The organism is Archangium gephyra, from assembly GCF_042230915.1.
Lineage (GTDB): Bacteria > Myxococcota > Myxococcia > Myxococcales > Myxococcaceae > Archangium > Archangium gephyra_B.
Genome location: NZ_CP102578.1, coordinates 6,097,024 through 6,117,878 on the forward strand (window position 1 = coordinate 6,097,024; position 20,855 = coordinate 6,117,878).

Here is a 20,855-nt window from a genome sequence, read left to right on the forward strand (position 1 = left end):
TTGAAAAGAGCCGGGGTGATACGTCACGAGAGGTGGCTCTCTCACTCCGTCTTGACGAGATGAGACGAGAGAGATACCTATCTCTCATCACGACTCAGCGAGCCATGCCCCTGCCCGAGAACATCGCCGATGCCGCTGCCCGCCTGGTCGCCCTGCACGGGCCGGACGGGTTCACCATGGATGATCTGGCGCGGGAGTGCGGCCTGTCGCGCGCCACGCTGTACCGCCAGGCGGGTAGCCGCGAGGCCGTGCTCGCCGCGCTCTCGGAGCAGGGCGTGGAGGTGGGGCAGCGGGCGGATGCGAGGGAGCGGATCCTCGCGGCGTGCCGCGCGGTGTTCACCCGGGCCGGCTTCGAGGCGGCCACGCTCGAGGACATCGCCCGCGAGGCTGGCGTGGGCCCGGCGACGGTCTATCGCCAGTTTGGAGACAAGAAGGGACTCATCAGCTCGTTCGCCGGGCATATCGGCCCGCGCCGCGCGATGCGGGCGGTGGCCCTCCATCCCACGGGCGATCTGCGGGCCGATCTGGAGCGCGTCGCCGCGACCGTCATCCGCTACGCGGCGGAGGATCTCGATCTGCTCAAGCTGGCGATGCTGGAGCGGATGCGCGGCGGGCCCTGGGCCGAGTTCCTGAACACGCCCCCGCTGCGCGCCCGGACGATCCTCACCGGGCTGCTGGAGTCCTACGCGGCCAGCGGGGCGCTCGGGCCCCATGAGCCCCAGCGCATGGCCCAGGCGTTCGCCGGGATGATCTTCGCCTTCCTCGCGGGCCCGGTGCTGGAAGGCGGACCCCTGCCGGACCCGGAAGAGACCGCCCGCTTCATCACCCACGTGTTCCTCGATGGTCTCGCGTCCACTGCCCGGAGGACCCCATGAGCGCAGTCCAACCCATCCACCTCACCGCCTCGCGGAGCACGGACATGGAACCGCTGATCCTCCCCTTCGAGCGCATCTCCGCGGCGGATCTCCCCCGCGTGGGAGGGAAGGGGGCCAACCTGGGCGAGATGGCCCGCGCCGGCTTCCCGGTGCCTCCCGGCTTCTGTGTCACGACGGCCGCGTTCGATGCGTTCCTGGCCGGATGCGGAGAGCTGCAGGCGCTGTACGCGCAACTGGAGGCGCTGGATGGGAAGGACGTGGAGGCGGCCCGCCGCGCCGCCGAGTCCACGCGTGCCGCGCTCGGCCACGCGCCCCTTCCCCCGACCGTGGCGGAGGCCGTGCTCGCCACCTGGCGGGCCCAGGGGAGCGAGGCCTCGTGGGCGGTGCGCTCGAGCGCCACGGCGGAGGATCTTCCGGACGCGAGCTTCGCGGGCCAGCAGGACACCTATCTCAACATCCGCGGGGCCGAGGCCCTGCTCGACGCGGTCCGGCGGTGCTGGGTGTCGCTGTTCACCGATCGCGCGGTGCTGTACCGGGCCCGGAGTGGCTTCGGCCACCGGGCGGTGAAGCTGAGCGTGGTGGTGCAGCGCATGGTGCTGCCCGAGGTGTCCGGCATCCTGTTCACCGCGGACCCCATCACCGGGCGGCGGGGGACCGTGTCCATCGATGCCGGCTTCGGCCTGGGCGAGGCGCTGGTCAGCGGGCTCATCAACGCCGACCTGTACAAGGTGGACAAGGCGACGGGCGAGCTGCTGGAGGTCCGGGTGGGGGACAAGGCCCTGGCCATCCGCCCGCGGCCCGAGGGCGGAACCTGGGAGGAGCGCCTGTCCGAGGACGTCCGGCGCGCCCGGGCGCTCGATGACGCGGCCCTGCGGGAGCTGGTCGCGATGGGCGTGCGCATCGAGACGCACTACGGCAAGCCGCAGGACATCGAGTGGTGCATCGAGGCCGGGCGGCTCTACGTGGTGCAGACGCGGCCCATCACGAGCCTCTACCCGTTGCCCGAGCCCGCTCCCAGCGACGAGGGCCTGCACGTCTACGCCAGCTTCGGCCACGTGCAGATGATGACGGACGCCATGCCGCCGCTCGCCATCCAGGTGTGGCGGTTGCTGCTTCCGTTCGGCAAGGCGCCGCGGGGCCAGGGGGACGCTCCCAGCGAGTCACGGATCCTCACCACCGCGGGCAGCCGGATCTACCTGGACCTGACGCCCCTGCTGCGCCATCCCGGCCCGCGGCGCGTGTTCACGGGCATTCTCGGTCACGTCTACGAGAACGTGGGCCAGGGTCTGCGCACGTTGACGGACCGGCCGGCCTTCCAGCGCGGCGCGAGCGGTGAAAGGGCCCGGCTGAGCGCCATCGGCCGCTTCGTCGTCCCCATCGTGGCCCGGGTCCTGGCCCGGTTGTTCGTCATGGAGCCCACCCGGCTCAGGCCTGGGGTGGAGTCCTTCATCGAGTCGCGGGTCGCCGGGGTGCGAGCCCGGCTCGCGGCGGCGGCCCCGGGTGCGGCGCGGCTGCGAGAGGCGCGGCTCGCGCTCTCGGATCTCTTCTCCCAGGTCATCCTCACCCTGGCCCCGAACATCGCCGTGGGGATCATCGCGAACCGGCTCCTCGTCAACCTCGTCCGGAAGGGAGTGCTCGGCGGGACGGAGGAGGACCTCTCCGCGCTGGAGCGGGGCCTGCCCGGCAACGTCACCACCGAGATGGATCTGGCCGTGGGAGATCTGACGGACCGGGTCCGCCCGTATCCGGCACTGGCGGAGCTGCTGCGAAGCCGTCCCGCCACCGAGGCCCTGGCCGCTGCACGCGACGTGGAAGGGGGGCCCGCCTTCCTCGAGGCGTGGCGGGCGTTCCTCGAGCGCTATGGCATGCGGGGGCCCGGCGAGGTGGATCTGTCCCGGCCCCGCTACAAGGACGAGCCCGCGCCGCTGATCGCGGCCATCGTGGGAGGACTGGGGACGGCCTCGGCGAACCGGGCCGCGGGCGAGCACCGGGCCCACCACGCGGCACTGACGGCCAAGGCCGAAGCCGCGAGCGAGCACCTGGTCACCGCATCGCGCCGCGGACTGCTCGGGGGGTTGCGAGCGGGACTGGCTCGCCGGTGGGTGCGCGTGGCCCGCACGGGCATGGGGCTGCGAGAGCACCCCAAGTACCTGCTCGTCCGGGTGTTGGAGCTCGCGCGCGACGCGGTGCGCGAGGCCGGAGCGCTCCTGGTTCAGCGTGGGGCGCTCGGCGCGGAGGAGGAGGTGTACCTGTTCCGCTTCGAGGAGCTGATCGCGGCGCTCGAGGCCACCCAGACGCCGGATCTGCGCACGCTCGCCGGGGAGCGGCGGGCGGCCCTGCAGCGTGACGCCCGGCGCTCGCCGCCCTTCGTGATGGCGAGCGATGGAGAGATTCCCTCGCTGGCGGCTCGCGAGGATGTGCCCCCGGGCGCCTTGTCGGGGACGGCGGCTTCCGCCGGGGTGGTGGAGGGGCTGGCGCGCGTGGTGCTCGACCCGGCGCGCGAGGTGCTCCACGCCGGAGAGATCCTCGTGGCACCGCATACGGATCCGGGCTGGACGCCGCTGTTCGTCCACGCCGCGGGCCTGGTGACGGAAGTGGGAGGGCTCATGACGCACGGCTCGGTGGTGGCCCGCGAGTACGGGATTCCGGCCGTCGTCAGCGTGTCGGGAGCGACGCAGCGCATCCGCACCGGCCAGCGCATCCGCGTGGACGGCACGCGGGGCTTCGTGGAGGTGCTGGACGGAGGTGCCGCATGAAGGCCGCCGCGATCGTCATGGGCGTGCTGCTGCTGGGAGTGATGGGGCTGGCGGCCTGGAAGGGGGGCTGGCCGCTGGTGGTCGAGGGGCTGAAGCGGGGCGGCAAGGAGGGGATGATCCTGCTGCCCCTGCTGGTGGTGGTCTTCATGCTCACCGGCCTCGTGCAGGTGCTGCTGCCGCGAGACCTGGTGGCGCACTGGCTGTCGGACGAATCCGGTTGGAAGGGAATCGGGGTGGCGTGGGTGGCGGGCGCGCTCACCCCCGGGGGAGGACCCATCGGACTGCCGCTGGCCGCGGCGCTGGTGCGCTCGGGGGCGGGGCTCGGCGTGGTCGTCACCTACCTGACCTCGCTGTCCATGCTGTCCTTCATCCGCGTGCCGATGGAGGTCGCCATCTATGGCGGCCGGATGACGGGGCTGCGGCTAGTGGCCTCGCTCGCGCTGCCCCCGCTGGCCGGCCTGCTGGCCCATGCCTTCGGGCCACTGCTCATGGGACGCACCTGACTTCATTGTTGCGCCGGCTCACCCCACACTTCGGCGAGGGTGGTGGCCGTCAGAGCCCGATCGAGCCAGGTGTCGAGGGTGGTCACGTCCGTGCAGGTCAGGATGCGCTGCCGGGACTGTTCATCCACCAGCAGGCCTCGCTTGGTGAGAATCCGAAGCACCGCGTGTTTCAGTCCCTTCCGGTGTCCCCGCTCGATGAGTGTCTCGCCATAGGTCCGCATCAGATCCTCCGATTGCCGCGCATCCATCACCGAATGTAACACCTGCTCTGCTGCTCTGCGGATGCGCTTGTCTCCGATCAAAAAGAGGTAGCGGATGACGACCACCAGATTCTGGGTGCCATCCGGATCGGCATGCACTTGCGCGAACAGTGCCGTCCAATCCCGTAGACGGTGGGCCAGTTCCGCACTGCGTCCGTAGCGCAGTACGAGCCACGCCAGCCGGGCGAGGGGCGGGCCGGGACGAGCCATCAGCGCCTCGGCCCGTTGGGCCGTCAGGTCATCCAGCAGGTATTCGAAGCGCGGCACGAGTGTGCGCCAGCCATCCTGCTCCTCCGCTTCGTCCGGCAGGTCGAAGAGCTCTTCCACCCGCCGGGGCGCGGACCAGGCGCCGTCCGGCCCGTGGTACATGACGAGAGGCACCACCACCGGAAGCCTCTCGCTGCTGGGGTTCGCCTTACGCCAGTGCTCGAGCTGGCGCACCACGTAGCGCAGCATGCGCAGCGCCATCCACCGGTCCACCGAAGACTGGTGTTCGAGCAAGACGTAGAACAACAGCGGACGCCCACCGCGCAGACGGGCCGAGAAGAGCAGGTCGCTCTCGGTCTCGCGCAGCTCTGGGTCCACCACGGAGCCGGACTCCTGTTGCACGGTAGACCAGTCCACCTGGGAGACGACCCGAGGCGGCAAGACAGCGCGCAGCTCGGCCGCGGCCCGCTCGGGCTGACCAAAGGTGAAGCGGGCGAAGAGATCATGAGGGCCGGGCATGACGAGCGGCCCTGGAGAAAGCATGCGGCGGGCCAGCGGCGCCGCACAGGGCACCGCCTGTCCCGGTGCGTCCACGTCGGCGACGCTCCTCCCGTCGACGAGACGCGTGAACGCGTGACTACTTGTGCTCGGGCTCCGGGTCCGAGCCTGAACCCGAGCCCGGCTCGGACATCCACCGGTGCATCTGGACCTTCGCCGGATCCGGAAGGACGCGGGCGACGGCGGCCTGGAGCCGGGTCTTGACCGAACCGGCGAAGACCTTCTGCTCGCCGGCCATCATCGCCTCGAAGCCCTGGCGCGCGACCTGGGCCGGATCATCCTTCTTCTGCTGGCCGACCCGCGTGTCGTCCATCCCCGCGCGGTGGAAGAAGTTCGTCTCGGTGGGGCCCGGCAGGAGCGCGGTGACACTCACCCCCGCGTCGGCCAACTCGTTGCGCAGCGCCTCCGAGAACGACAGCAGGAAGGCCTTGGACGCTCCGTAGACCGCCTCGAAGGGCGCGGGCATGATCGCCGCGATCGACGAGGTGAAGAGGATCCGGCCACTGCCGCGCTTGACCATGTCCCGCGCCACGCGCTTGGCCAGATGCACCGCCGAGGTGACATTCAGCTGGATGAGGTTGAGCTCGTCCTCCAGCTTCGTCTCCGTGAACTCGCCGCCGACGCCCACCCCCGCGTTGATGGCGATCGCATCGACGGGACGGCCCAGCGATCGGATCTTCGCGTACAGCTGCTCGACGCCGTCGTAGGTGGCGAGGTCGACCTTCAGGCTCTCGATGAGCGCGCCGTCCGAGAGCGTCTTCGCGGCCTGCGTGATGCCGTCGTCCTCGGCGGCGATCAGCACGTCGAAACCATGCTGGATGAACTGCCTGGCGAGCTCGTAGCCAATGCCACTGGAGGCGCCGGTCACGACGGCGAACGGACGGGTCTCTCCCTGTTTCGACGAAGCCATCAATCCTCTCCTGGTGTGGAGCAAAGACGCTTCGCTCAATGTTCGGATGGACCTTGCGGCTGGCCACGCGCCCTGTCCGCTGCATTGATGGGCAGGCGGGCGAGCGAGGGCCTCCCAGGAGCCGCTCAGCCCCGCCTAGCCAGCTCTCCGTCCACGGAGAGGTCGGGCAGACCGAGCCGCTCCTCGATGGTGCGCTCCAGGAAGAGGGCACGATCGGGCTCCGTGAGGCCCTTGAGGAGCGTCACCTTCCGGCCCCCCACCACCGCGTGGAGCGAGTACGTCGCGGTGGAGAAGGGCCACGGCCAGACGGTGAGGCCGAAGCTCCGCGCCAGCTCATCGCGGGTGCAATAGAGGTGCGTCACCTCCCGGGGATTGAGCCGGCGGTTGCCGCGCCAGGGCAGGGGACCGTGACGGACCTCCAGCGCGTCGGGGGTGAGTTGGAGGCGCGTCTTATTCAAGAAGCCGGAGAGGCTGGAGTACGACAGTCCCGCGCCCACGGCGAAGTGCAGCAGGAGGAACGGCGCCACCCAGAGCCCGCTCCCGAGCAGGAAGAACAGCAGGAAGCCCATCCAGAAGAGCGAGAACAGGCCCGTCATGAAGTGCCGGGGGGCCAGCCAGGACCACCAGACCGCGTAGCTCCCACCCGAGTCCTCGACGTGGAGCTTCTCGGGCCTCGGAATGAAGCCGCGTACGGACGGATCCCCCCGGCCCACCGCGGCCCTCTCCGCCACCGTCAGCCCCGCCGTCTCGAGCCCATCGAGCGCCGCCAGCGCCTCCCGGGCGGACCCGAAGCGCTCGGAGCGATCGCGCGCGACGAGCTTCTCGAGGTACCGCCGGAAGGGGAGCGACACCGGCAGGAGCCCTCCAATGCCCAGCTTGTAGTCCTCCGTCACCAGCTCGGACGGGTGCCGTCCGGTGAGCAGGTGGAGCACGGTGGCTCCCAGGGCGAAGAGGTCGCTCGCCGGGCTCGCGGTTCCCGCCAGCTGTTCGAGGGGCATGTAGCCGAAGGTTCCCACCAGCGTGGCCCCGTGCGCGGTGCCGCGGGAGAGATCGCGTGCCGCCCCGAAGTCGATGAGGTGGATCAACCCGTCCGCGGTGCGGATGAGGTTCTGCGGTTTGATGTCGCGGTGGAGGATGGGGGGCACCAGGCCCTGCAGATACACGAGCACGTCCAGCACCTGGCGCAGCACGTCGCGTGCCTCGGCCTCCTGCATCGTGCCGCTTTCGAGCCTCCCGGCGAGAGACTCCCCCGAGACGTACTCCTGGGCCAGATAGAGCCGCGTGGCGGGGCCCATCCCCACCCGGAAGCTCGCGAGGTACCGCGGAATCCGCGGGTGATGGAGCTGGCGGAGGAGCCTGGACTCCCGCTCGAAGGCCTCCACCTCCTCGGCCCCAGGAGCGAGCGCGAAGAGCAGCTCCTTGAGCGCGACCAGCTCGCCATCCGGGCTCCGCGCCAGGTACATACGGCTGTGAGGCGTCTGGGACAGGACCCGCACCGTCCGATAGCCCTCGGCCTCGGCTACCGCGCCGCAGTGCGGGCAGGATCCCGCCGCGGGGATCTCGGCGCCACAGCCACAGCATCTTCCGAGCGGTGCTTGTTCCATCGCGGTCCCCCAGGAGACACCCGTTCATGGGGCACCGGGCCTGGGCCGGTGTCAAGCAACCGCGGCGCGCCAACGGCGCCTGACGGCGACGAAGGTGTCGTACTCCACATACGCCCGTCAGCTCGCGAGCAGGAAGCCGCTGATGCGCTCCGACAGCCAGTGCCGGAAGGCGTCCGTCGTTGGCGGGCAGTGACGGCAATCCTTGATGAGCTCCGTCTCGGTGAGCGTCGAGAAGAGTTGCGGTGCCCGGGCGAGCAGCCGCTGTCCCGGGAAGCTCACATCCAGGTCCGCGCCCAGCACGAGCGTGGGTGCCTTCAGCCGCGCGAGCTCCTCGGGCTTCGCGAGCGCGGGCACCCGCATGTCCATGTTGTACGAGCGCAGGGCGTCGCCCAGGTAGGGTACCCAGTCGTCATCCGTGGTCGTGAGCAGGTGGCGGACGAACGCCTCGAGGCGCCGCTTCGACGGGGACATCCGGTAGAGCATCATCGGGAGGCCCACCTTGGTGAACCCCTCCCAGTGCGAGCCATTCACCACGCCCGCGGGGACGAGCAGGGCCAGCCGCTGGATGCGCTCGGGCGCGAACGCCGCGAGCCGGATCGCCACGAAGCCGCCCCAGCTCACGCCCACCACGTGCGTGCGCTCGAGCGACAGCCCATCGAGCACGTCCTTCAGCCACTCGCCGTACTCGTTGTTGGACACCGAGGGCCGCGCGTCCGCGCTCTTCACCGACTGCCCGACGATGTCCACCGCGTAGATGCGGAACCGCTCGAGCAGCGGGGCCAGCTCGCTGAGCACGTGCGCCGAGCTCGCGAGCGCTCCGTGGAGCAGCACCACGCTCGGAGCGCCCTCGGGGCCGCCGACGAGGACGTGCGTGTCGCCGAAGCGGGTCTTCACCGTCCTGCTCTCCGTCGGCACCTTCAGCCGATCGCGGAAGCGCTCGAACCACTGCGAGAGCACGGCCTTCTCCTGCTCGCCTCTGAACGCGGATTTCATCGGTCTTTCCTCCGGGGTGGGGGTGGTTTGCCGCTGGGACGAAGTCCTTCGAGGTGCTGGCCGATCAGGCGCTCCACCAGCGCCACCGGCGAGCCGTGCGCGCCCTGCACCCACGAGATGAGGGCGAAGTAGAAGAAGGAGAAGTACGCGGCGCCGAACAGCGCGGCGTCCACGCCGGGCCGGAGCTCCCCCCGGGCGATCGCCGCCTCGGCCAGCCGCGCGATGGCCCCATGCACCGTGCCGACCTGGGCGGTGAACTTCTGGGCCCACGGCTCGTCCGCGAAGAGCGACTCCTTGAGCAGGGTGCGCGAGAGCTTCGGGCGCCGCTGGTAGTAGCCGAACACGGCGTGTGTCAGCTCGGAGAGCTGCGTCTCCAGCGGCCCCGGGCCGATCCCCGCGAGGGCGCGCCGCAGCGTCTCCTCGAGGTCATCGAACAGCGCGGCGTGGAGCAGCTCCCGCTTGTCGCCGTAGTGGTGGAGCACCGTGCCGGCGGACACCCCCGCGCGGGCCGCGATGGCCCGCAGGTTCGCCGCCTCGAAGCCCACGCGCTCGAACTCCTCGCGTGCCGCCTCCAGCACCGCTTTGCCGGTGGCCGCCTTCTGCGTCGCCCGGAGACCGGGCTGCCTCTTGGGTTTCGTTTCGTCGTACACGTTCAATGAACATGTTTAACGAAATACTGATTCCCCGTCCAGCGAAACGGCGGCTGCGGCAGGGAAGGGCGCGCTCCCGAGCCGTGACGGGCCCGGCCTCCCACCCCCCTGGCGGTCTTTTCTGTCGGATTGCGTATAGTCGCGGCCTTTTCCCAACAGTGGGGGTTGCAACATGCGCGGTTTCTGGAAGCGGAGCGTGGGTCTGATGGCGGTGCTGGCACTGGCCGCTTGTCGCGAGGAGCCCGAGGAGACGAAGGAGACCAACCAGGCTGTCCTGGAGTGGAGCAACATTTCGCGCGAGCTCGTCCCCAGCATGGTCGGCGCTTTCGTTCCCCACTCGCGCCAGGTGGCATTCACCCACGTCGCCATGCATGACGCGATCAACTCGATCCGCCATCGCTATGCGACCTATGGCTCGCCGGTGGCCGCGGATGCCAACGCCTCGGCCGAGGCCGCCGCGATCGCCGCCGCCCATTCCATGCTCGTGCGGCTCCACCCGGAGCGTCAGGCGGAGCTCGATGAGCACTTCGTCACCTCGCTGGCGGCCCTTCCGGACAGCGCCAGCAAGACCGAGGGCCTCCGGGTGGGCGAGGCCGTGGCCTCCCAACTGTGGGAGTCGCGCGCCGACGACCGGGCCAACGACGCGCCCACCTATGTCGCGCCCACGCCGGAGCAGGGCGTCTGGCGGCAGGTGCCGCCCTGGTCGGATCAGGGCCTCTACCCGAACACCTTCCTGGCCCAGTGGAGCGCCGTCCGGACGTGGTCCGTCCCGAGCGCCGCGGAGTTCCGTTGCCCCCCTCCGCCCGCCATCACCAGCGAGCTCTTCGTGCGTGATCTCGAGGAGGTGAAGCTCCTCGGCGCGAAGACGAGCGCGGTGCGCACGGCGGACCAGGCGGAGGCGGGCCTGTTCTGGGCGCCCATCACGGCGCCGCTGCTCGCGATCGACGTCGGCCAGCAGATGGCGGTCCGCAAGGGGCTCGGTCTGGAGGAGACGGCCCGGGTCCTCGCCCTGGGCAGCATGGCCGCGGCGGACGCGGTGATCATCAACATCAACAGCAAGCAGGCCTTCAACTTCTGGCGTCCCATCACCGCCATCCGCGAGGGCAGCCCGGGCGTGACGGCGGATCCCACCTGGGCGCCGATGATCGACACGCCCCCGAACCAGGAGTACCCGGCCGGGCACCCGCAGCAGTCGAGCGCCGTGGCGAATACGTACGCGCAGCTCTTCGGCTCCGAGCCCTTCACCACGCCGCTCGTCGTGCGCAATCCGCAGGGCCGCGAGCGCGGCTTCACCAGCTTCCAGCAGATGGTGGATGACGTGGTGCTCGCCCGCGTCATCGGGGGCATGCACTACCGCAACTCAGGCGTGGTGGGCGCGGAGTCCGGGCGCCAGATCGCCGAGTGGGTGACGAGCCACAGCCTCCAGCCCACGGGCCACTAAGCGCCCCGTGTGATTCGCCTCACTGCGGGGGGGTGAAGTGCGTCACAGCGCCGGGACGAGCGAGGCGTATCCTCTCGCCGTCCTGCCCGCCTGACCCAAGCCCGAGCGTGGGCAGCCCGACGCAACCCCCACATTGGAGGCGAACATGAAGCACGCACTGAGTGCCCTGCTCCTGCTGTCCCTCGGAACGCCCGCCCTGGCCCAGGAGTCCCTCGTCATCAACGGCGGCTTCGAGTCTCCCGCCTTGCCTCGGGGCTCCTGGTCCGTCTTCGGGAGCATCCCGGGCTGGGCGGGGTACGGCTCGGGAATCGAGATCCAGGCCTTTGGCGCGCTGGAGGGCTCCCAGGTCGTCGAGCTCGACTCGCACGGGCCCAGCTCGATGTACCAGATCGTCTACCCGAAGCCCGGTGCGCTCTACGAGCTCTCGGTCGCGTACTCCCCGCGGCCAGGAGTGCGGGACAACCGGATCTCCGTCCGCTTTGGCGACCTGTCCACCACGCTGCAGGCGGATGGCAGCTCCCTGGGGAGCAACCAGTGGACCCGCCACACCTTCCGCGTGAGGGCCACGGACGCCGAGATGATGCTCGTGTTCCAGGACACCAGCGTGGCCGACAGCCTGGGCGGGCTCCTGGATGACGTGCGGCTCGAGGAGGTGGTGGCCGAGCAGTGCGGCACGGAGGGCGCGGGCCAGCACAACCCCGCCGGCAGCACGGCCGCGCTGCACCTGCAACACACGGCGACGTTGCTGGCGGATGGACGGGTGCTCGCCACGGGCGGCTTCGGCACCACCGCGGAGCTGTACTCGCCCGCCACGCGCGCCTGGACGGTCACGGGCAACACCAACACCACCCGCCGCCTCCACACGGCCACGCTGCTGGAGGACGGCCGCGTGCTCGTCGTGGGCGGCGATGACTCCGGCGCGAGCGCCACCTCCGAGGTGTACGACCCCACCGGCGGTTACTGGCTCCAGATCGGCCGGCTGGTGACGCCTCGCCGCGGGCACGCCGCCGTGCGTCTGTCGAAAGGCCGCGTGCTCGTCTTCGGGGGCGTGGACGACTCCGGCAGGGCGCTCGACTCGGCCGAGATCTACGACGTGGCCCGGGGCATCTGGTACCCCACCGGGCGCATGAAGTTCGCCCGCCGCGGCTTCACCGCCACCGAGCTTCAGTGGGGCGACCGCGTGCTCGTCACCGGGGGGGTGGTGGATGGCGGGGACGAGTGCCTGGGCACCAACTGCCTGAGCACCGCCGAGGTGTATGACGCCGCCACGGGGACCTGGACCTCCACGGGCTCGCTCGCCACGGCGCGAGGCTTCCACTCGGCCACGCTGCTGAGCAATGGCCAGGTGCTGGTGACGGGTGGCAGCCTGGACGGCGCCGCCAGCGCCCGCGCCGAGCTGTACAACCCGCTCACGGGCACGTGGACGTCCACGGGCAACATGAGCTCGCCGCGGCGCCGCCACACGCTCAGCACGCTCGCCAATGGCTGGGTGCTGGCCGCGGGGGGCTACGATGCCTCCACGGGCATCCACTCCTCCGCCGAGCTGTATGACCCGGACACCGGCCTGTGGTGCCCCACCGCGAACATGGGCCAGAACCGCTACGAGCACACCGCCACCGTGCTCCAGGACGGCCGGGTGCTGCTCACCGCGGGCTTCAGCACCGCCAGCCAGTACACCAGCGAGGTGTTCACCCAGGCGGGGCTGCCGTAGGCCGCTCCCCGCGGCTCGGGCTCCGGTACCGGCGGGCCATCGGTGCTTTCCCTCACGCGGGGGAGGTCCGGTGGCCCGTCGTTTTTCGGGCCCCCCGTGGTTGCGTTCTGGTGGGGACGGGGGGAGCGCGCTACGAAAGGGCCACGCCGGGCGCGGTGGAGCCCGGGAAAGAGGAGACGGATGAACTCGCGGATGTCATGGGCAGGTGCGGCCGTGATGCTGTTCACCCTCGGAGGCTGCGCGTCGCAGCAGGGGGCGATGAAGACGACCTCGGAGGTGCCCGCCCAGAAGGCGGAAGAGCCGGCCCAGGACTCCGGCGCGGCGCTGGCGGCGCCCCAGACAGAGGAGCAGAAGACGTTCTACGCGCTCGGCCTCACGCTGGGACGGCAGATCCAGGTCTTCAACATGTCGCCCGAGGAGCTGGCGTACATGCAGGCGGGCATCCGGGCGCAGGTGATGGACCAGGAGCCCGCGGTGGACATCCAGACCTACGGTCCGAAGCTGCCGGAGCTGGCGCGCACCCGCTCCTCGGCCCGCGCCGAGAAGGAGCGGGAGAAGTCCAAGGGCTTCCTGGACCAGGCGGCCCAGGAGCCGGGCGCGGTGCGCACCGAGTCCGGCCTCATCTACAAGTCGCTGACGGAGGGCACCGGGGTGCATCCGGGGGCCACCGACGTCGTGACGGTGCACTACCGGGGCATGCTGCCGGATGGCAAGGAGTTCGACAGCTCGTTCAAGCGCGGCGAGCCAGCGCAGTTCCCGCTCAACGGTGTCATCCGCTGCTGGACCGAGGGCGTGCAGATGATGAAGGTGGGCGGCAGGGCCCAGCTGGTGTGCCCGGCCGACCTCGCCTACGGCGACCGCGGCACGCCGGGCATCCCCGGTGGCTCGGCGCTCATCTTCGAGGTGGAGCTGCTCGACGCGGTGAAGAACGAGCCGCCCCCCGAGCAGCCCGTTGCTCCGAGCGAGCCGGAGCCGGCGCCCGCCCCCGCGCCCAAGCCGCCGAAGGGCAAGCCGGGCAAGAAGTAACCGGAGTGCTCAGGTGTCGGTGTCGGGCGGCTCCTCGCCCGTCACCTGGCTGATGATGTCGATGCGCTCGGCGACTCCGGTGCCATCGCGCCGGAGCTCGTAGATCAGCCGGACCTTCCGTCCGGCCTTGACCGCGCCGAGTTCGGTCTGGATGCCGTTCTCCACCACGCTCGTCTCGGGCGTCACCCAGACGCGCACCTTCTTCTCCCAGGGGGCCATGGGGTTGAACACCCAGGCCTTTCCCTCCTTGCCCACGTGGGTGAAGACGCCGGTCTCCACCATCGGCTCGCCCACGTACACGCCCGCGGCCTGCCGCCGGTTCACGCAGCCCGTCCCCAGGGCCGCGGCCAGCAGCACGGTGACGGCCAGCACCTGTTTCCTCATGGCTCTTCCTCCTCCCGGATGCACGAGCCCAATGTGCATCGAAAGAGGAGGGGAGGAGAGCCGGGGGAGACCGCGACCCCCCACTGTTGGACTGGACCCGCCGGGCAAGTGCCTCCTGGCCAACAGGCTCCGCCGCCGGGTCAGCGGCCCGCCGCGAGCAGGTTCGCGCCCGAGGTCTTCTCCGCGGGCAGGGGCGGCACGTTGGGCAGGTAGAGGGTGAAGCACGTGCCCTTGCCCAGCTCGCTCTCCACCTCGATGCGGCCGCCGTGGGCCTTGATGATGCCGTGCACCACGGAGAGGCCCAGCCCCGTGCCCAACCCGGGCGGCTTGGTGGTGAAGAAGGGCTCGAAGAGGTGGCGCTTCGTCTCCTCGGACATGCCCGAGCCGGTGTCGCGCACCTCCACGCGCACCTGATTGCCCTCGCGGCGCGTGCCGAGGTGCACCACTCCACCCGAGGGGGTGGCCTGCCCCGCGTTGACCAGCAGGTTCACCAGCACCTGCACGAGCTGGCGCGGACGGCCCGTGACCCTCCCCACCTCGGCCAGCGCCTCCTCCACCCGGACGTGGCCGAGCTGGCTCCGCGCGATGCGCAGCGCCGTCCGCACCTCTGCGGTGAAGTCATAGGAGACGTAGCCCTCGAAATCCCCGCGCGAGAAGCGGCGCAGGTCCGAGACGATGGCGTTCACCTGCTTGATTCCGTCCAGCGTCGCCGGGAGCACGTCGTCCACGTACTCCTTCAGCGGCCCGGGCAGGTCCGGCACGTCCCGCATGTCCTGGAGCAGCGAGTCGACGTTGCTCGTCACGTAGCTCATCGGGTTGTTGATCTCATGCGCCACGCTCGCCGCCATCAGCCCCAGGCTGGAGAGGCGCTCCTGCTCGAGCGCCCGCTGGTGCAGCTGCTGCAGCTCCTGGTGGGCCCGCTCCAGCTCCTCGTGCTTCTGCGTCAGCAGCGAGCCCCGCTTCTCGGACACCAGGTATCCGAAGATGCCGATCAGGGAGAAGGCCACGGCGGTGACAGGCTCGGCGCCGGTGGACAAGGCCACCGTGGTGATCACCCCCAGGTAGAGGGCCATGCGCGGACGGACCCACGGATCGAGCCCGAAGTACCAGAGCATGTTGTAGGGCACGAAGACCCAGACCAGCACGGACCACCCGGTATGGATGCCCGCGAGGGTGATGCCCGCCACGTTGAGCACCATCCGCATCGCCTCCACCCGGGCGCGGCTGGTCTTCCCGACGAGCCATTCGAGGACCAGGCCATTGCCCAGGGCGAGCACCACGCCCACCCCCGCGACGACGAGGACCACGCGCCACTGGCCCCAGAACGCGACGAACAACGCGAGGTTGACGGTGGTCGCCCCTATCCCCGCGATGCCCTGGATGCCACGTTGGACCCGCTCCGCCGCCTGGACCGCGCTCCTGGGCTGGTCATCCATCGCGTCCCTCCGAGGGTGATTGGGTACCGGAGGTGAGCATAGGAGGAAGCCAGGTCAGGTGAGCAGTCTCACCGGTGCGCCAGCCCTCCAGGCCAGGATGTCCTCCAACGCATCGCGGTAGAAGACGGTGTAATTTTCCCGCGTCACGTACCCCAGGTGCGGGGTCAGCACGACATTGGGCAGGGAGAGCAGGGGGTGGTGCGCCGGCAGCGGCTCGACGGGAAAGACGTCCAGCCCGGCCCCGGCGATCCGCTGCTCGCGCAGCACGGCCAGCAGGGCCGGCTCGTCCACCAGTCCGGCCCGGGAGGTGTTGACGAGCCAGGCGGTGGGCTTCATGGCGTTCAGCTCCCCGGCGCCGACGACGCCACGCGTCCGGTCGCCGAGGACGAGGTGCAAGCTGACGACATCCGAGGTGGCGAACAGCTCCTGCTTCTCCACCCGGCGCACGCCAGCCTCGGCCGCACGCTCGGCGGTGAGGTTCTGGCTCCAGGCCACCACTTCCATTCCGAAGGCCAGTCCCACGCGCGCCACCTGGGTCCCGAGCTTCCCGAGTCCCACGAGGCCCAGGCGTTTGCCGGCGAGCCCCTCGGTCAAGCCGGTCTGCCACGCGCCCGCGCGCAGCGCGCGATCCTCCGCCGGGATGCGCTTGACCAGCGCCAGGATCAGCCCCCAGGCCAGCTCGGCCGTCGGCGCGCCCACGTTGCCCGTGCCGCTCACCGTGATGCCGCGCGCCCGGCACGCCTCCAGATCGATGGCCGCGTTGCGCCCGCCGGTGGTGATCAGCAAGCGCAGGTTCGGCAGCCGCTCGAGCAGTGCGGCGGGGAAGGGCGTGCGCTCGCGCATGAGGACGAGCACCTCGAAGGGCTGGAGCGCCTCCACCAGCTCCGCCCCCTCTCCGAGGTGCCGGTCGAAGACGACGAGCTCGCTTCCGGCCGGCAGGCGGCTCCAGTCGGCGAGGCCCCGCGCGACGCGTTGGTAGTCATCGAGGATGGCGATCTTCACTGGCATGGGCAGAGCATGGAAAGGTGACCGGGTTACAAATCCGGAGTCCTGAGCAACGGCTTCTTTACAACTACAACCCGCGGGAACTCGTCGGCGTAGCACTTTGGGTTACCGGCGAGCCGCGAGGTGGGCAATCTCGACGAGCCTGACCTCCATGTCTCGTCAGGCAGGAGCCGACCATGTTCGCGAAGCCCGCCGTCATCGTCTGTTTTGTTACCTTGTTCCTGGGCGCCTGCGGTGGGGGAGCCATGGAGGAGACTTCTCCCGAATCGATCGACAGTGTAGAGCAGCCAATGTTCCTGGATTGCTCCGGGCGCATGTCGTTCATCAGGGACTGGTTCCAGAACGGCGTGAACGTGGGCAGTGAGGTCTGCCAGTGTGACGGCACCATCACGAAGTACGGGACGACGAAGGGCACCTACACCCAGGAAGTGATTGACTACTGCTGGTGAGTGCCTGCTGCTGACGCCGTGCCTCCGGCGGAAGGGCCAGAGCCTCGAGGTATCCCTTGGTCGGAGGCTCCGGACTGTTCTGTCACCTTCTCAAGGGGTGGCTGGAGCCGACGCGGCCTTCTCGTCCCGGCGGGCGATCGCCACCAGCCGCCGGGCGTGCTCGCGGACATCCTCCGGCCAGGGCTGGATGAGCTGCTCGAAGCGCTCGTGGTCGTTGGCGAAGAAGGCGCGCGAGGCCTCCTCGAAGCCGGGGAAGTCTCCCGCCATGGTGGACATGAACTTGTAGGCCGCCTCCTGGGAACGCCGGGCCCGATCCGTGCCCGCGCTGTTGCGCTTCGCCTCCTCGACGAGCTTACGCAACGTCACCGAGGCCCCACCCGGCTGCGAGTTGAGCCAGTCCCAGTGGCGGGGCAGGAGCGACACCTCCCGCGAGACGACTCCCAGCTTCGGCCGGCCCGGCCCGGCCCGCTTCGTCTCCTCCGCGGCCTTCTCGGCCTCGGCTCGCCGGGCCCGCTTCTTCTCCAGCTTGTCGAGGAACTCGTACAGCGTCCCCCGGAAGTCGAGGTCGACCGCATTGCCCGTCTCGTCCTCGAAGATCAGCAGCGGCGCGCTGTCTCCCCGGTCGAGCCACTCCTTGGCCTTCAGGGCGACCTCCGTCAGCTCTCCCGACGCGATCAGGCGGTGACCCACGAACCCCGTGTAATTCCTCTGTTTTTCCTCGCCCATGCCTGGCTCCTTTCCGTGGACCCAAAACCACCCGGGTAGAAACAAATCCCACAGGATGAAATCCATGCTGACGAATATCACCCGGGCAAAATCCAGGAGCAAGACATATTTCCCGGGCAATATCGGGTCTTCTCGATATCTCCCGGGTAGAACCAGAGGCGCCCCGGGCCGACGGAGGGCGCCGGCCCGGGCGGGGCCTCAGTTCCGGTAGAGGAGGAACAGGGGCGTATCGATGGCGAGGCCCGCGCTGAAGCGCCAGGCCGGAGCCGGCGTCACGCCGCCCGCGTCGAGGTCATACGCCGCGCCCACCGAGAGGGAGACGGGCGTCTTGGGGATCATCCCCTTGATCCACAGGCCGGGGCTGACGGCCTCCATCACCCGTGGCGCCTTGCGCTCCTCCACGCCGACGAACTGGGTGTAGCCCGCCAGATCGACGACCTGGAAGAACGCGCTCCAGGTAAGCCCGGCCCCGCCGATCTGGTAGTCGAGGCCGAAGGGCACCAGAAGCCGGGGCGAGACGCGGCCCTCCCGGGGACCAGCGAGCGAGTAGCTGCCGCCAAACCCCACCAGGCCCCCCAGCGAGACGAAGTGGTGCACGTCCGGATCACTCCGCCACCGCCAGCTGCCCACCGGCGAGGCCGAGGCGAGCACCACGGCCTTCACCTCCTGCGCGTCCTTCGCGTCGGCGAGCGACACCAGCAGGCCGCCATACCGGGCGAAGCCGTCCGGCAGGCAGACGCAGGGCCGGCGCTCGCAGCGCCACTCGGACGTGAGCGCCTCGGGGTCCGCCGCCGACGGGGCCTTCCACGCCTCGTCCTGCACGCACCGGTCCGCGGCCGAGCCGCCGTACCGCTCCGTCTTGATGGAGACCGCCTGGTGCTGGAGCAGCAACTGGTACACGGTGGAGAGATCCCTGGCGATCGCCGCCACCACCATGCGCAGCACGTCCCGGGACGAGGCGAGGAACCCCCGGGCCTCGAGCAGGGCCTTCTGGTTGTCCGCCACCTGCGCCAGCCCTCCGGAGCCGGAGGACTCCAGCCACGTCCCCATCAGCCGGTTGAGGCGCAGCAGTCCGTCCAGCGCCACATCCGCGGCATCGAGCGCCGACACCCCCTCCTGGGCCAGCAGCCGGGTGGCCTCGGCGATCCGCTCGGGGCTCCCGTCGCGCCCCACCTCCTCGAGCCGCCGCGCCTGCTCCACCAGCCGCCGCAAGTCCGCCGACACGGTGAAGACCCCCTCGGCCGACTCAGAGAGGGGAGGGGCGAGCGCGGCCCAGACCTTCAACCGCGACTGCTTCCCGGCCGGCGCGTACAGCCAGCCACAGCTCTCCTTCTGCAGCGAGAGCAGCAGCACGGCCAGGCCCCGGGCGTTCGCGTCCATCCGCGGAACGAGGCCCCGGTTGGCGTCGTCCACCAGCGAGGTGTAGCGCGTGAAGGAGGCGGGCATTCCACTCACGCACGCCAGCCGCGTGTAGAGCCGCGAGACCTCCTCGGACGAGCCGGGCTCCAGGGGAAGGGCCTCGAGCCGGCGCGACAGCGTGTCCAGCGCGCGCACCGGGTGCACGCCGCTCACCATCGCGTCGACCATGTCCCGGACGGGAGGCGCGGCCCGTTCGTACTTGCGTCCCTCCGCCTGCGCCACCACCTCGAAGACCAAGTGTGAGGGGATGGAGCGGAGATCCTCCTCCACCGTCTTGCGCAGCAGCGCGAGCGAGGCCGTTCCCCCCGCGCCGAGCGTGGAGGCGAACGCGTTGTTGTGCGCCGCGGTGCAGGTGGCGGGCAGCCAGTCCCGGATGAGCCCCTGCCGCTGGCCCCACTGATCCTTCACCTCCTGCGTGCAGATGCGCTCGTCGAACTCGACGAGGACGTACAGCACGGCCTCGGCCTCGGCCCGCTCCTGGAGCGCCCCGGCCAGCCCCGTGAAGACCTGGTCCAGGAACGCGTTCAGATCGATCCCCGGCAGCAGGCCCGGCAGGCTGGTGGAGGCATCCACGCCCGCGTTCAGGGAAACCTGGCCTCGGGCGGCGTCCAACAGCTCCGAGGTGGCACCCGCCGCCTCCTGTTGCTCGCGGGAGGCGCTCTTCGAACGCCGCACGGCCTCCAGCGCCGAGTCCAGCTCGTCGAGCGCCTGGAGGAGCGGCCTGCGCTCACTGAAGTACGCGGCCAGCACCAGCGCGTCCGAGCCCAACACCGCCTCCACGTCGAACTCCGTCGCGTTGGGGCCCTGGTAGCGCTGGCACCAGGCCGCGACCTCGGGGACGGCCTGGGCGCTGGTGCAGGCCGTGCGGATGCGTCCGGGGAGGTGACTCCGGATGCCTCCCCACCACAGAGCGAAGGCACTCGGCGAGTCCTGGAGCAGGGGGGAAGGGGAGCCAGGGCCGGCCTCCACTCCAGCGGTGGGCAGGGGCGCGACGGCACCGCCCACCGGGGCTCCGGGAGCGGGACCCGTCACCTGGGGAATCGGCCTGGGCTGCGAGAGCGCGGCGGTGGACAGCAGGAGCAGGGCCAGGATGGCGCCACCCGAGGTACGCGGATGCATACGGCGTCCTTTCTAGACGGAGAAACCCAGCGCGCGCATGGCCTCGACCACGTCCTCGCTGGAGAATGGAATGGCCTCACCCTCTTGGGTTTCGGCGTGGAAGGCCCGGTGCAGGCCGATGACCTCGTCCGGCTGGCCCGGGCCGGTGCTGCGCAGCAGGGGGCCACCGCTGAAGGCCGGGAGGTTGGCGGCGGGGTAGCGCAGGTTGCCATCCTCGGCGGTGGTGACGGTGACGGGGATGGACACCTGGGCGCGAGGCCGCACGAGCGTCCAGCCCCACAGCATGGCGTTCCCGTCCTTCGCCGAGTCGGCGAGCAGGGGCGGCTGGAGCGGTCCACTCACGTCCATGGGCATGCGCAGCACCGCCAGGTCCGTGGTGGACATGAAGCCGGCGTTCTCGAGGAAGCGCGAGGGGATGACCACGGCATCGGCCCACGCGCGGACATTGCCCAGCTCCACCTTCACCTGGGCGGCGGCGAAGAGCTGGGCTCCCGCGCGGAACAGCACGGCGTGCGCCACCGTCAGCACCAGCCTCGGGTGCACCAGCAGGCCACTGGCCACCTGGGATCTGTTCCAGGCCGAGGCCTCGACCGCCGCCACCGGGGTGAAGTGTCCCTCGAGCGGCTGGTTCTGGAAGAAGAAGCCGAGGTTGGCCGCCGACCAGCCGCCGATCATCTCGTCACCGGGATGGAGTGCCATCGGGCGCGCAGGGAGACGTCCAGACCTCCACCGTTGCCGCCGAGAGTCTCCAGGGTGCCGCTGGTGCTCATCGCCTCTCCCTGTGTCTGGTGCGGACGACTATACCCGCCGGGTCGGACGCGGG

18 protein-coding genes are annotated in these 20,855 nt (G+C 70.3%); 7 read left to right on the forward strand and 11 right to left on the reverse strand.

The genetic code is table 11. From position 1 onward, the window contains the following. Nucleotides 1–104: 104 nt before the first annotated feature. Genes NR798_RS23840 through NR798_RS23850 form a run of 3 tightly spaced genes read left to right on the forward strand, consistent with a single transcriptional unit; the run spans nt 105 to nt 4,134 of the window. Nucleotides 105–875, forward strand: a complete 771-nt coding sequence (locus NR798_RS23840) for a TetR/AcrR family transcriptional regulator (protein WP_375764771.1) — start codon at nt 105–107, stop codon at nt 873–875. After that, the gene (locus NR798_RS23845; protein WP_375764772.1) at nt 872–3,631 is read left to right on the forward strand and encodes a phosphoenolpyruvate synthase; all 2,760 of its coding nucleotides are present in this window, start codon (nt 872–874) and stop codon (nt 3,629–3,631) included. The genes NR798_RS23840 and NR798_RS23845 overlap by 4 nt, the downstream gene beginning before the upstream one ends. Beyond that, a complete protein-coding gene (locus tag NR798_RS23850) occupies nt 3,628–4,134 on the forward strand; it encodes a hypothetical protein (RefSeq protein WP_375764773.1) in 507 nt (168 codons plus the stop codon). Before NR798_RS23845 ends, NR798_RS23850 begins: the two co-directional genes overlap by 4 nt. Nucleotides 4,135–4,136: 2 nt before the next feature. Here NR798_RS23850 and NR798_RS23855 read toward each other — a convergent pair whose 3' ends face one another. The 5 genes from NR798_RS23855 to NR798_RS23875 all read right to left on the reverse strand — a co-directional run bounded on the left by NR798_RS23855 (nt 4,137) and on the right by NR798_RS23875 (nt 9,316). Continuing rightward, nucleotides 4,137–5,195 carry an Rpn family recombination-promoting nuclease/putative transposase gene (locus tag NR798_RS23855; RefSeq protein ID WP_375764774.1) on the reverse strand — a complete coding sequence of 353 codons (1,059 nt, stop codon included), beginning with the start codon at nt 5,193–5,195 and terminating at the stop codon, nt 4,137–4,139. A gap of 43 nt (nt 5,196–5,238) precedes the next feature. Beyond that, nucleotides 5,239–6,069, reverse strand: a complete 831-nt coding sequence (locus NR798_RS23860) for an SDR family NAD(P)-dependent oxidoreductase (RefSeq protein ID WP_375764775.1) — start codon at nt 6,067–6,069, stop codon at nt 5,239–5,241. A gap of 125 nt (nt 6,070–6,194) precedes the next feature. Next, a complete protein-coding gene (locus tag NR798_RS23865; RefSeq protein WP_375764776.1) occupies nt 6,195–7,565 on the reverse strand; it encodes a serine/threonine-protein kinase in 1,371 nt (456 codons plus the stop codon). Between the two features lie 225 nt (nt 7,566–7,790). Further along, complete coding sequence (locus tag NR798_RS23870; RefSeq protein WP_375764777.1) at nt 7,791–8,666, reverse strand: alpha/beta fold hydrolase; 876 nt, start codon at nt 8,664–8,666, stop codon at nt 7,791–7,793. Next, on the reverse strand, nt 8,663–9,316 hold the full coding sequence (locus NR798_RS23875) for a TetR/AcrR family transcriptional regulator (protein ID WP_375764778.1): 654 nt from the start codon (nt 9,314–9,316) through the stop codon (nt 8,663–8,665). Before NR798_RS23875 ends, NR798_RS23870 begins: the two co-directional genes overlap by 4 nt. Nucleotides 9,317–9,488: 172 nt before the next feature. Here NR798_RS23875 and NR798_RS23880 point away from each other — a divergent pair, with 172 nt between their 5' ends. The 3 genes from NR798_RS23880 to NR798_RS23890 all read left to right on the forward strand — a co-directional run bounded on the left by NR798_RS23880 (nt 9,489) and on the right by NR798_RS23890 (nt 13,494). Then, nucleotides 9,489–10,757: a vanadium-dependent haloperoxidase gene (locus NR798_RS23880; RefSeq protein WP_375764779.1), complete on the forward strand. Its 1,269-nt coding sequence runs from the start codon at nt 9,489–9,491 to the stop codon at nt 10,755–10,757. Between the two features lie 145 nt (nt 10,758–10,902). Further along, the gene (locus NR798_RS23885; RefSeq protein WP_375764780.1) at nt 10,903–12,468 is read left to right on the forward strand and encodes a kelch repeat-containing protein; all 1,566 of its coding nucleotides are present in this window, start codon (nt 10,903–10,905) and stop codon (nt 12,466–12,468) included. A 216-nt stretch (nt 12,469–12,684) separates the two neighbouring features. Then, nucleotides 12,685–13,494 carry an FKBP-type peptidyl-prolyl cis-trans isomerase gene (locus tag NR798_RS23890; RefSeq protein WP_375773816.1) on the forward strand — a complete coding sequence of 270 codons (810 nt, stop codon included), beginning with the start codon at nt 12,685–12,687 and terminating at the stop codon, nt 13,492–13,494. Nucleotides 13,495–13,503: 9 nt separating this feature from the next. On the opposite strand, the gene NR798_RS23895 is transcribed toward NR798_RS23890, so the two are convergent. The 3 genes from NR798_RS23895 to NR798_RS23905 all read right to left on the reverse strand — a co-directional run bounded on the left by NR798_RS23895 (nt 13,504) and on the right by NR798_RS23905 (nt 16,322). Next, on the reverse strand, nt 13,504–13,878 hold the full coding sequence (locus NR798_RS23895; protein WP_375764781.1) for a hypothetical protein: 375 nt from the start codon (nt 13,876–13,878) through the stop codon (nt 13,504–13,506). Nucleotides 13,879–14,018: 140 nt separating this feature from the next. Further along, nucleotides 14,019–15,314, reverse strand: a complete 1,296-nt coding sequence (locus NR798_RS23900; RefSeq protein ID WP_375764782.1) for a sensor histidine kinase — start codon at nt 15,312–15,314, stop codon at nt 14,019–14,021. Nucleotides 15,315–15,368: 54 nt separating this feature from the next. Next, entirely contained in the window at nt 15,369–16,322 is a 954-nt protein-coding gene (locus tag NR798_RS23905; protein ID WP_375764783.1) for a D-2-hydroxyacid dehydrogenase family protein, read from the reverse strand. Nucleotides 16,323–16,495: 173 nt separating this feature from the next. On the opposite strand from NR798_RS23905, the gene NR798_RS23910 reads away from it, so the two are divergent. Then, on the forward strand, nt 16,496–16,768 hold the full coding sequence (locus NR798_RS23910; RefSeq protein WP_375764784.1) for a hypothetical protein: 273 nt from the start codon (nt 16,496–16,498) through the stop codon (nt 16,766–16,768). A 90-nt stretch (nt 16,769–16,858) separates the two neighbouring features. Here the strand turns inward: NR798_RS23910 and NR798_RS23915 are convergent, their stop codons facing one another. From NR798_RS23915 to NR798_RS23925, 3 genes are all read right to left on the reverse strand, one after another. Continuing rightward, nucleotides 16,859–17,458 carry a DUF2239 family protein gene (locus tag NR798_RS23915; RefSeq protein ID WP_375764785.1) on the reverse strand — a complete coding sequence of 200 codons (600 nt, stop codon included), beginning with the start codon at nt 17,456–17,458 and terminating at the stop codon, nt 16,859–16,861. Nucleotides 17,459–17,692: 234 nt separating this feature from the next. Beyond that, on the reverse strand, nt 17,693–20,032 hold the full coding sequence (locus tag NR798_RS23920) for a hypothetical protein (protein ID WP_375764786.1): 2,340 nt from the start codon (nt 20,030–20,032) through the stop codon (nt 17,693–17,695). A gap of 12 nt (nt 20,033–20,044) precedes the next feature. After that, nucleotides 20,045–20,731, reverse strand: a complete 687-nt coding sequence (locus NR798_RS23925; RefSeq protein ID WP_375764787.1) for a trypsin-like peptidase domain-containing protein — start codon at nt 20,729–20,731, stop codon at nt 20,045–20,047. Between the last annotated feature and the right edge of the window lie 124 nt (nt 20,732–20,855).

Coding starts and splice junctions, on each gene's coding strand:
- NR798_RS23880 (WP_375764779.1), top strand. CDS start 9,489: ATGCGCGGTTTCTGGAAGCGGAGCGTGGGTCTGATGGCGGTGCTGGCA.
- NR798_RS23910 (WP_375764784.1), top strand. CDS start 16,496: ATGTTCGCGAAGCCCGCCGTCATCGTCTGTTTTGTTACCTTGTTCCTG.
- NR798_RS23900 (WP_375764782.1), bottom strand. CDS start 15,314: ATGGATGACCAGCCCAGGAGCGCGGTCCAGGCGGCGGAGCGGGTCCAA.
- NR798_RS23890 (WP_375773816.1), top strand. CDS start 12,685: ATGCTGTTCACCCTCGGAGGCTGCGCGTCGCAGCAGGGGGCGATGAAG.
- NR798_RS23905 (WP_375764783.1), bottom strand. CDS start 16,322: ATGCCAGTGAAGATCGCCATCCTCGATGACTACCAACGCGTCGCGCGG.
- NR798_RS23920 (WP_375764786.1), bottom strand. CDS start 20,032: ATGCATCCGCGTACCTCGGGTGGCGCCATCCTGGCCCTGCTCCTGCTG.
- NR798_RS23870 (WP_375764777.1), bottom strand. CDS start 8,666: ATGAAATCCGCGTTCAGAGGCGAGCAGGAGAAGGCCGTGCTCTCGCAG.
- NR798_RS23845 (WP_375764772.1), top strand. CDS start 872: ATGAGCGCAGTCCAACCCATCCACCTCACCGCCTCGCGGAGCACGGAC.
- NR798_RS23850 (WP_375764773.1), top strand. CDS start 3,628: ATGAAGGCCGCCGCGATCGTCATGGGCGTGCTGCTGCTGGGAGTGATG.
- NR798_RS23925 (WP_375764787.1), bottom strand. CDS start 20,731: ATGGCACTCCATCCCGGTGACGAGATGATCGGCGGCTGGTCGGCGGCC.
- NR798_RS23885 (WP_375764780.1), top strand. CDS start 10,903: ATGAAGCACGCACTGAGTGCCCTGCTCCTGCTGTCCCTCGGAACGCCC.
- NR798_RS23840 (WP_375764771.1), top strand. CDS start 105: ATGCCCCTGCCCGAGAACATCGCCGATGCCGCTGCCCGCCTGGTCGCC.
- NR798_RS23860 (WP_375764775.1), bottom strand. CDS start 6,069: ATGGCTTCGTCGAAACAGGGAGAGACCCGTCCGTTCGCCGTCGTGACC.
- NR798_RS23895 (WP_375764781.1), bottom strand. CDS start 13,878: ATGAGGAAACAGGTGCTGGCCGTCACCGTGCTGCTGGCCGCGGCCCTG.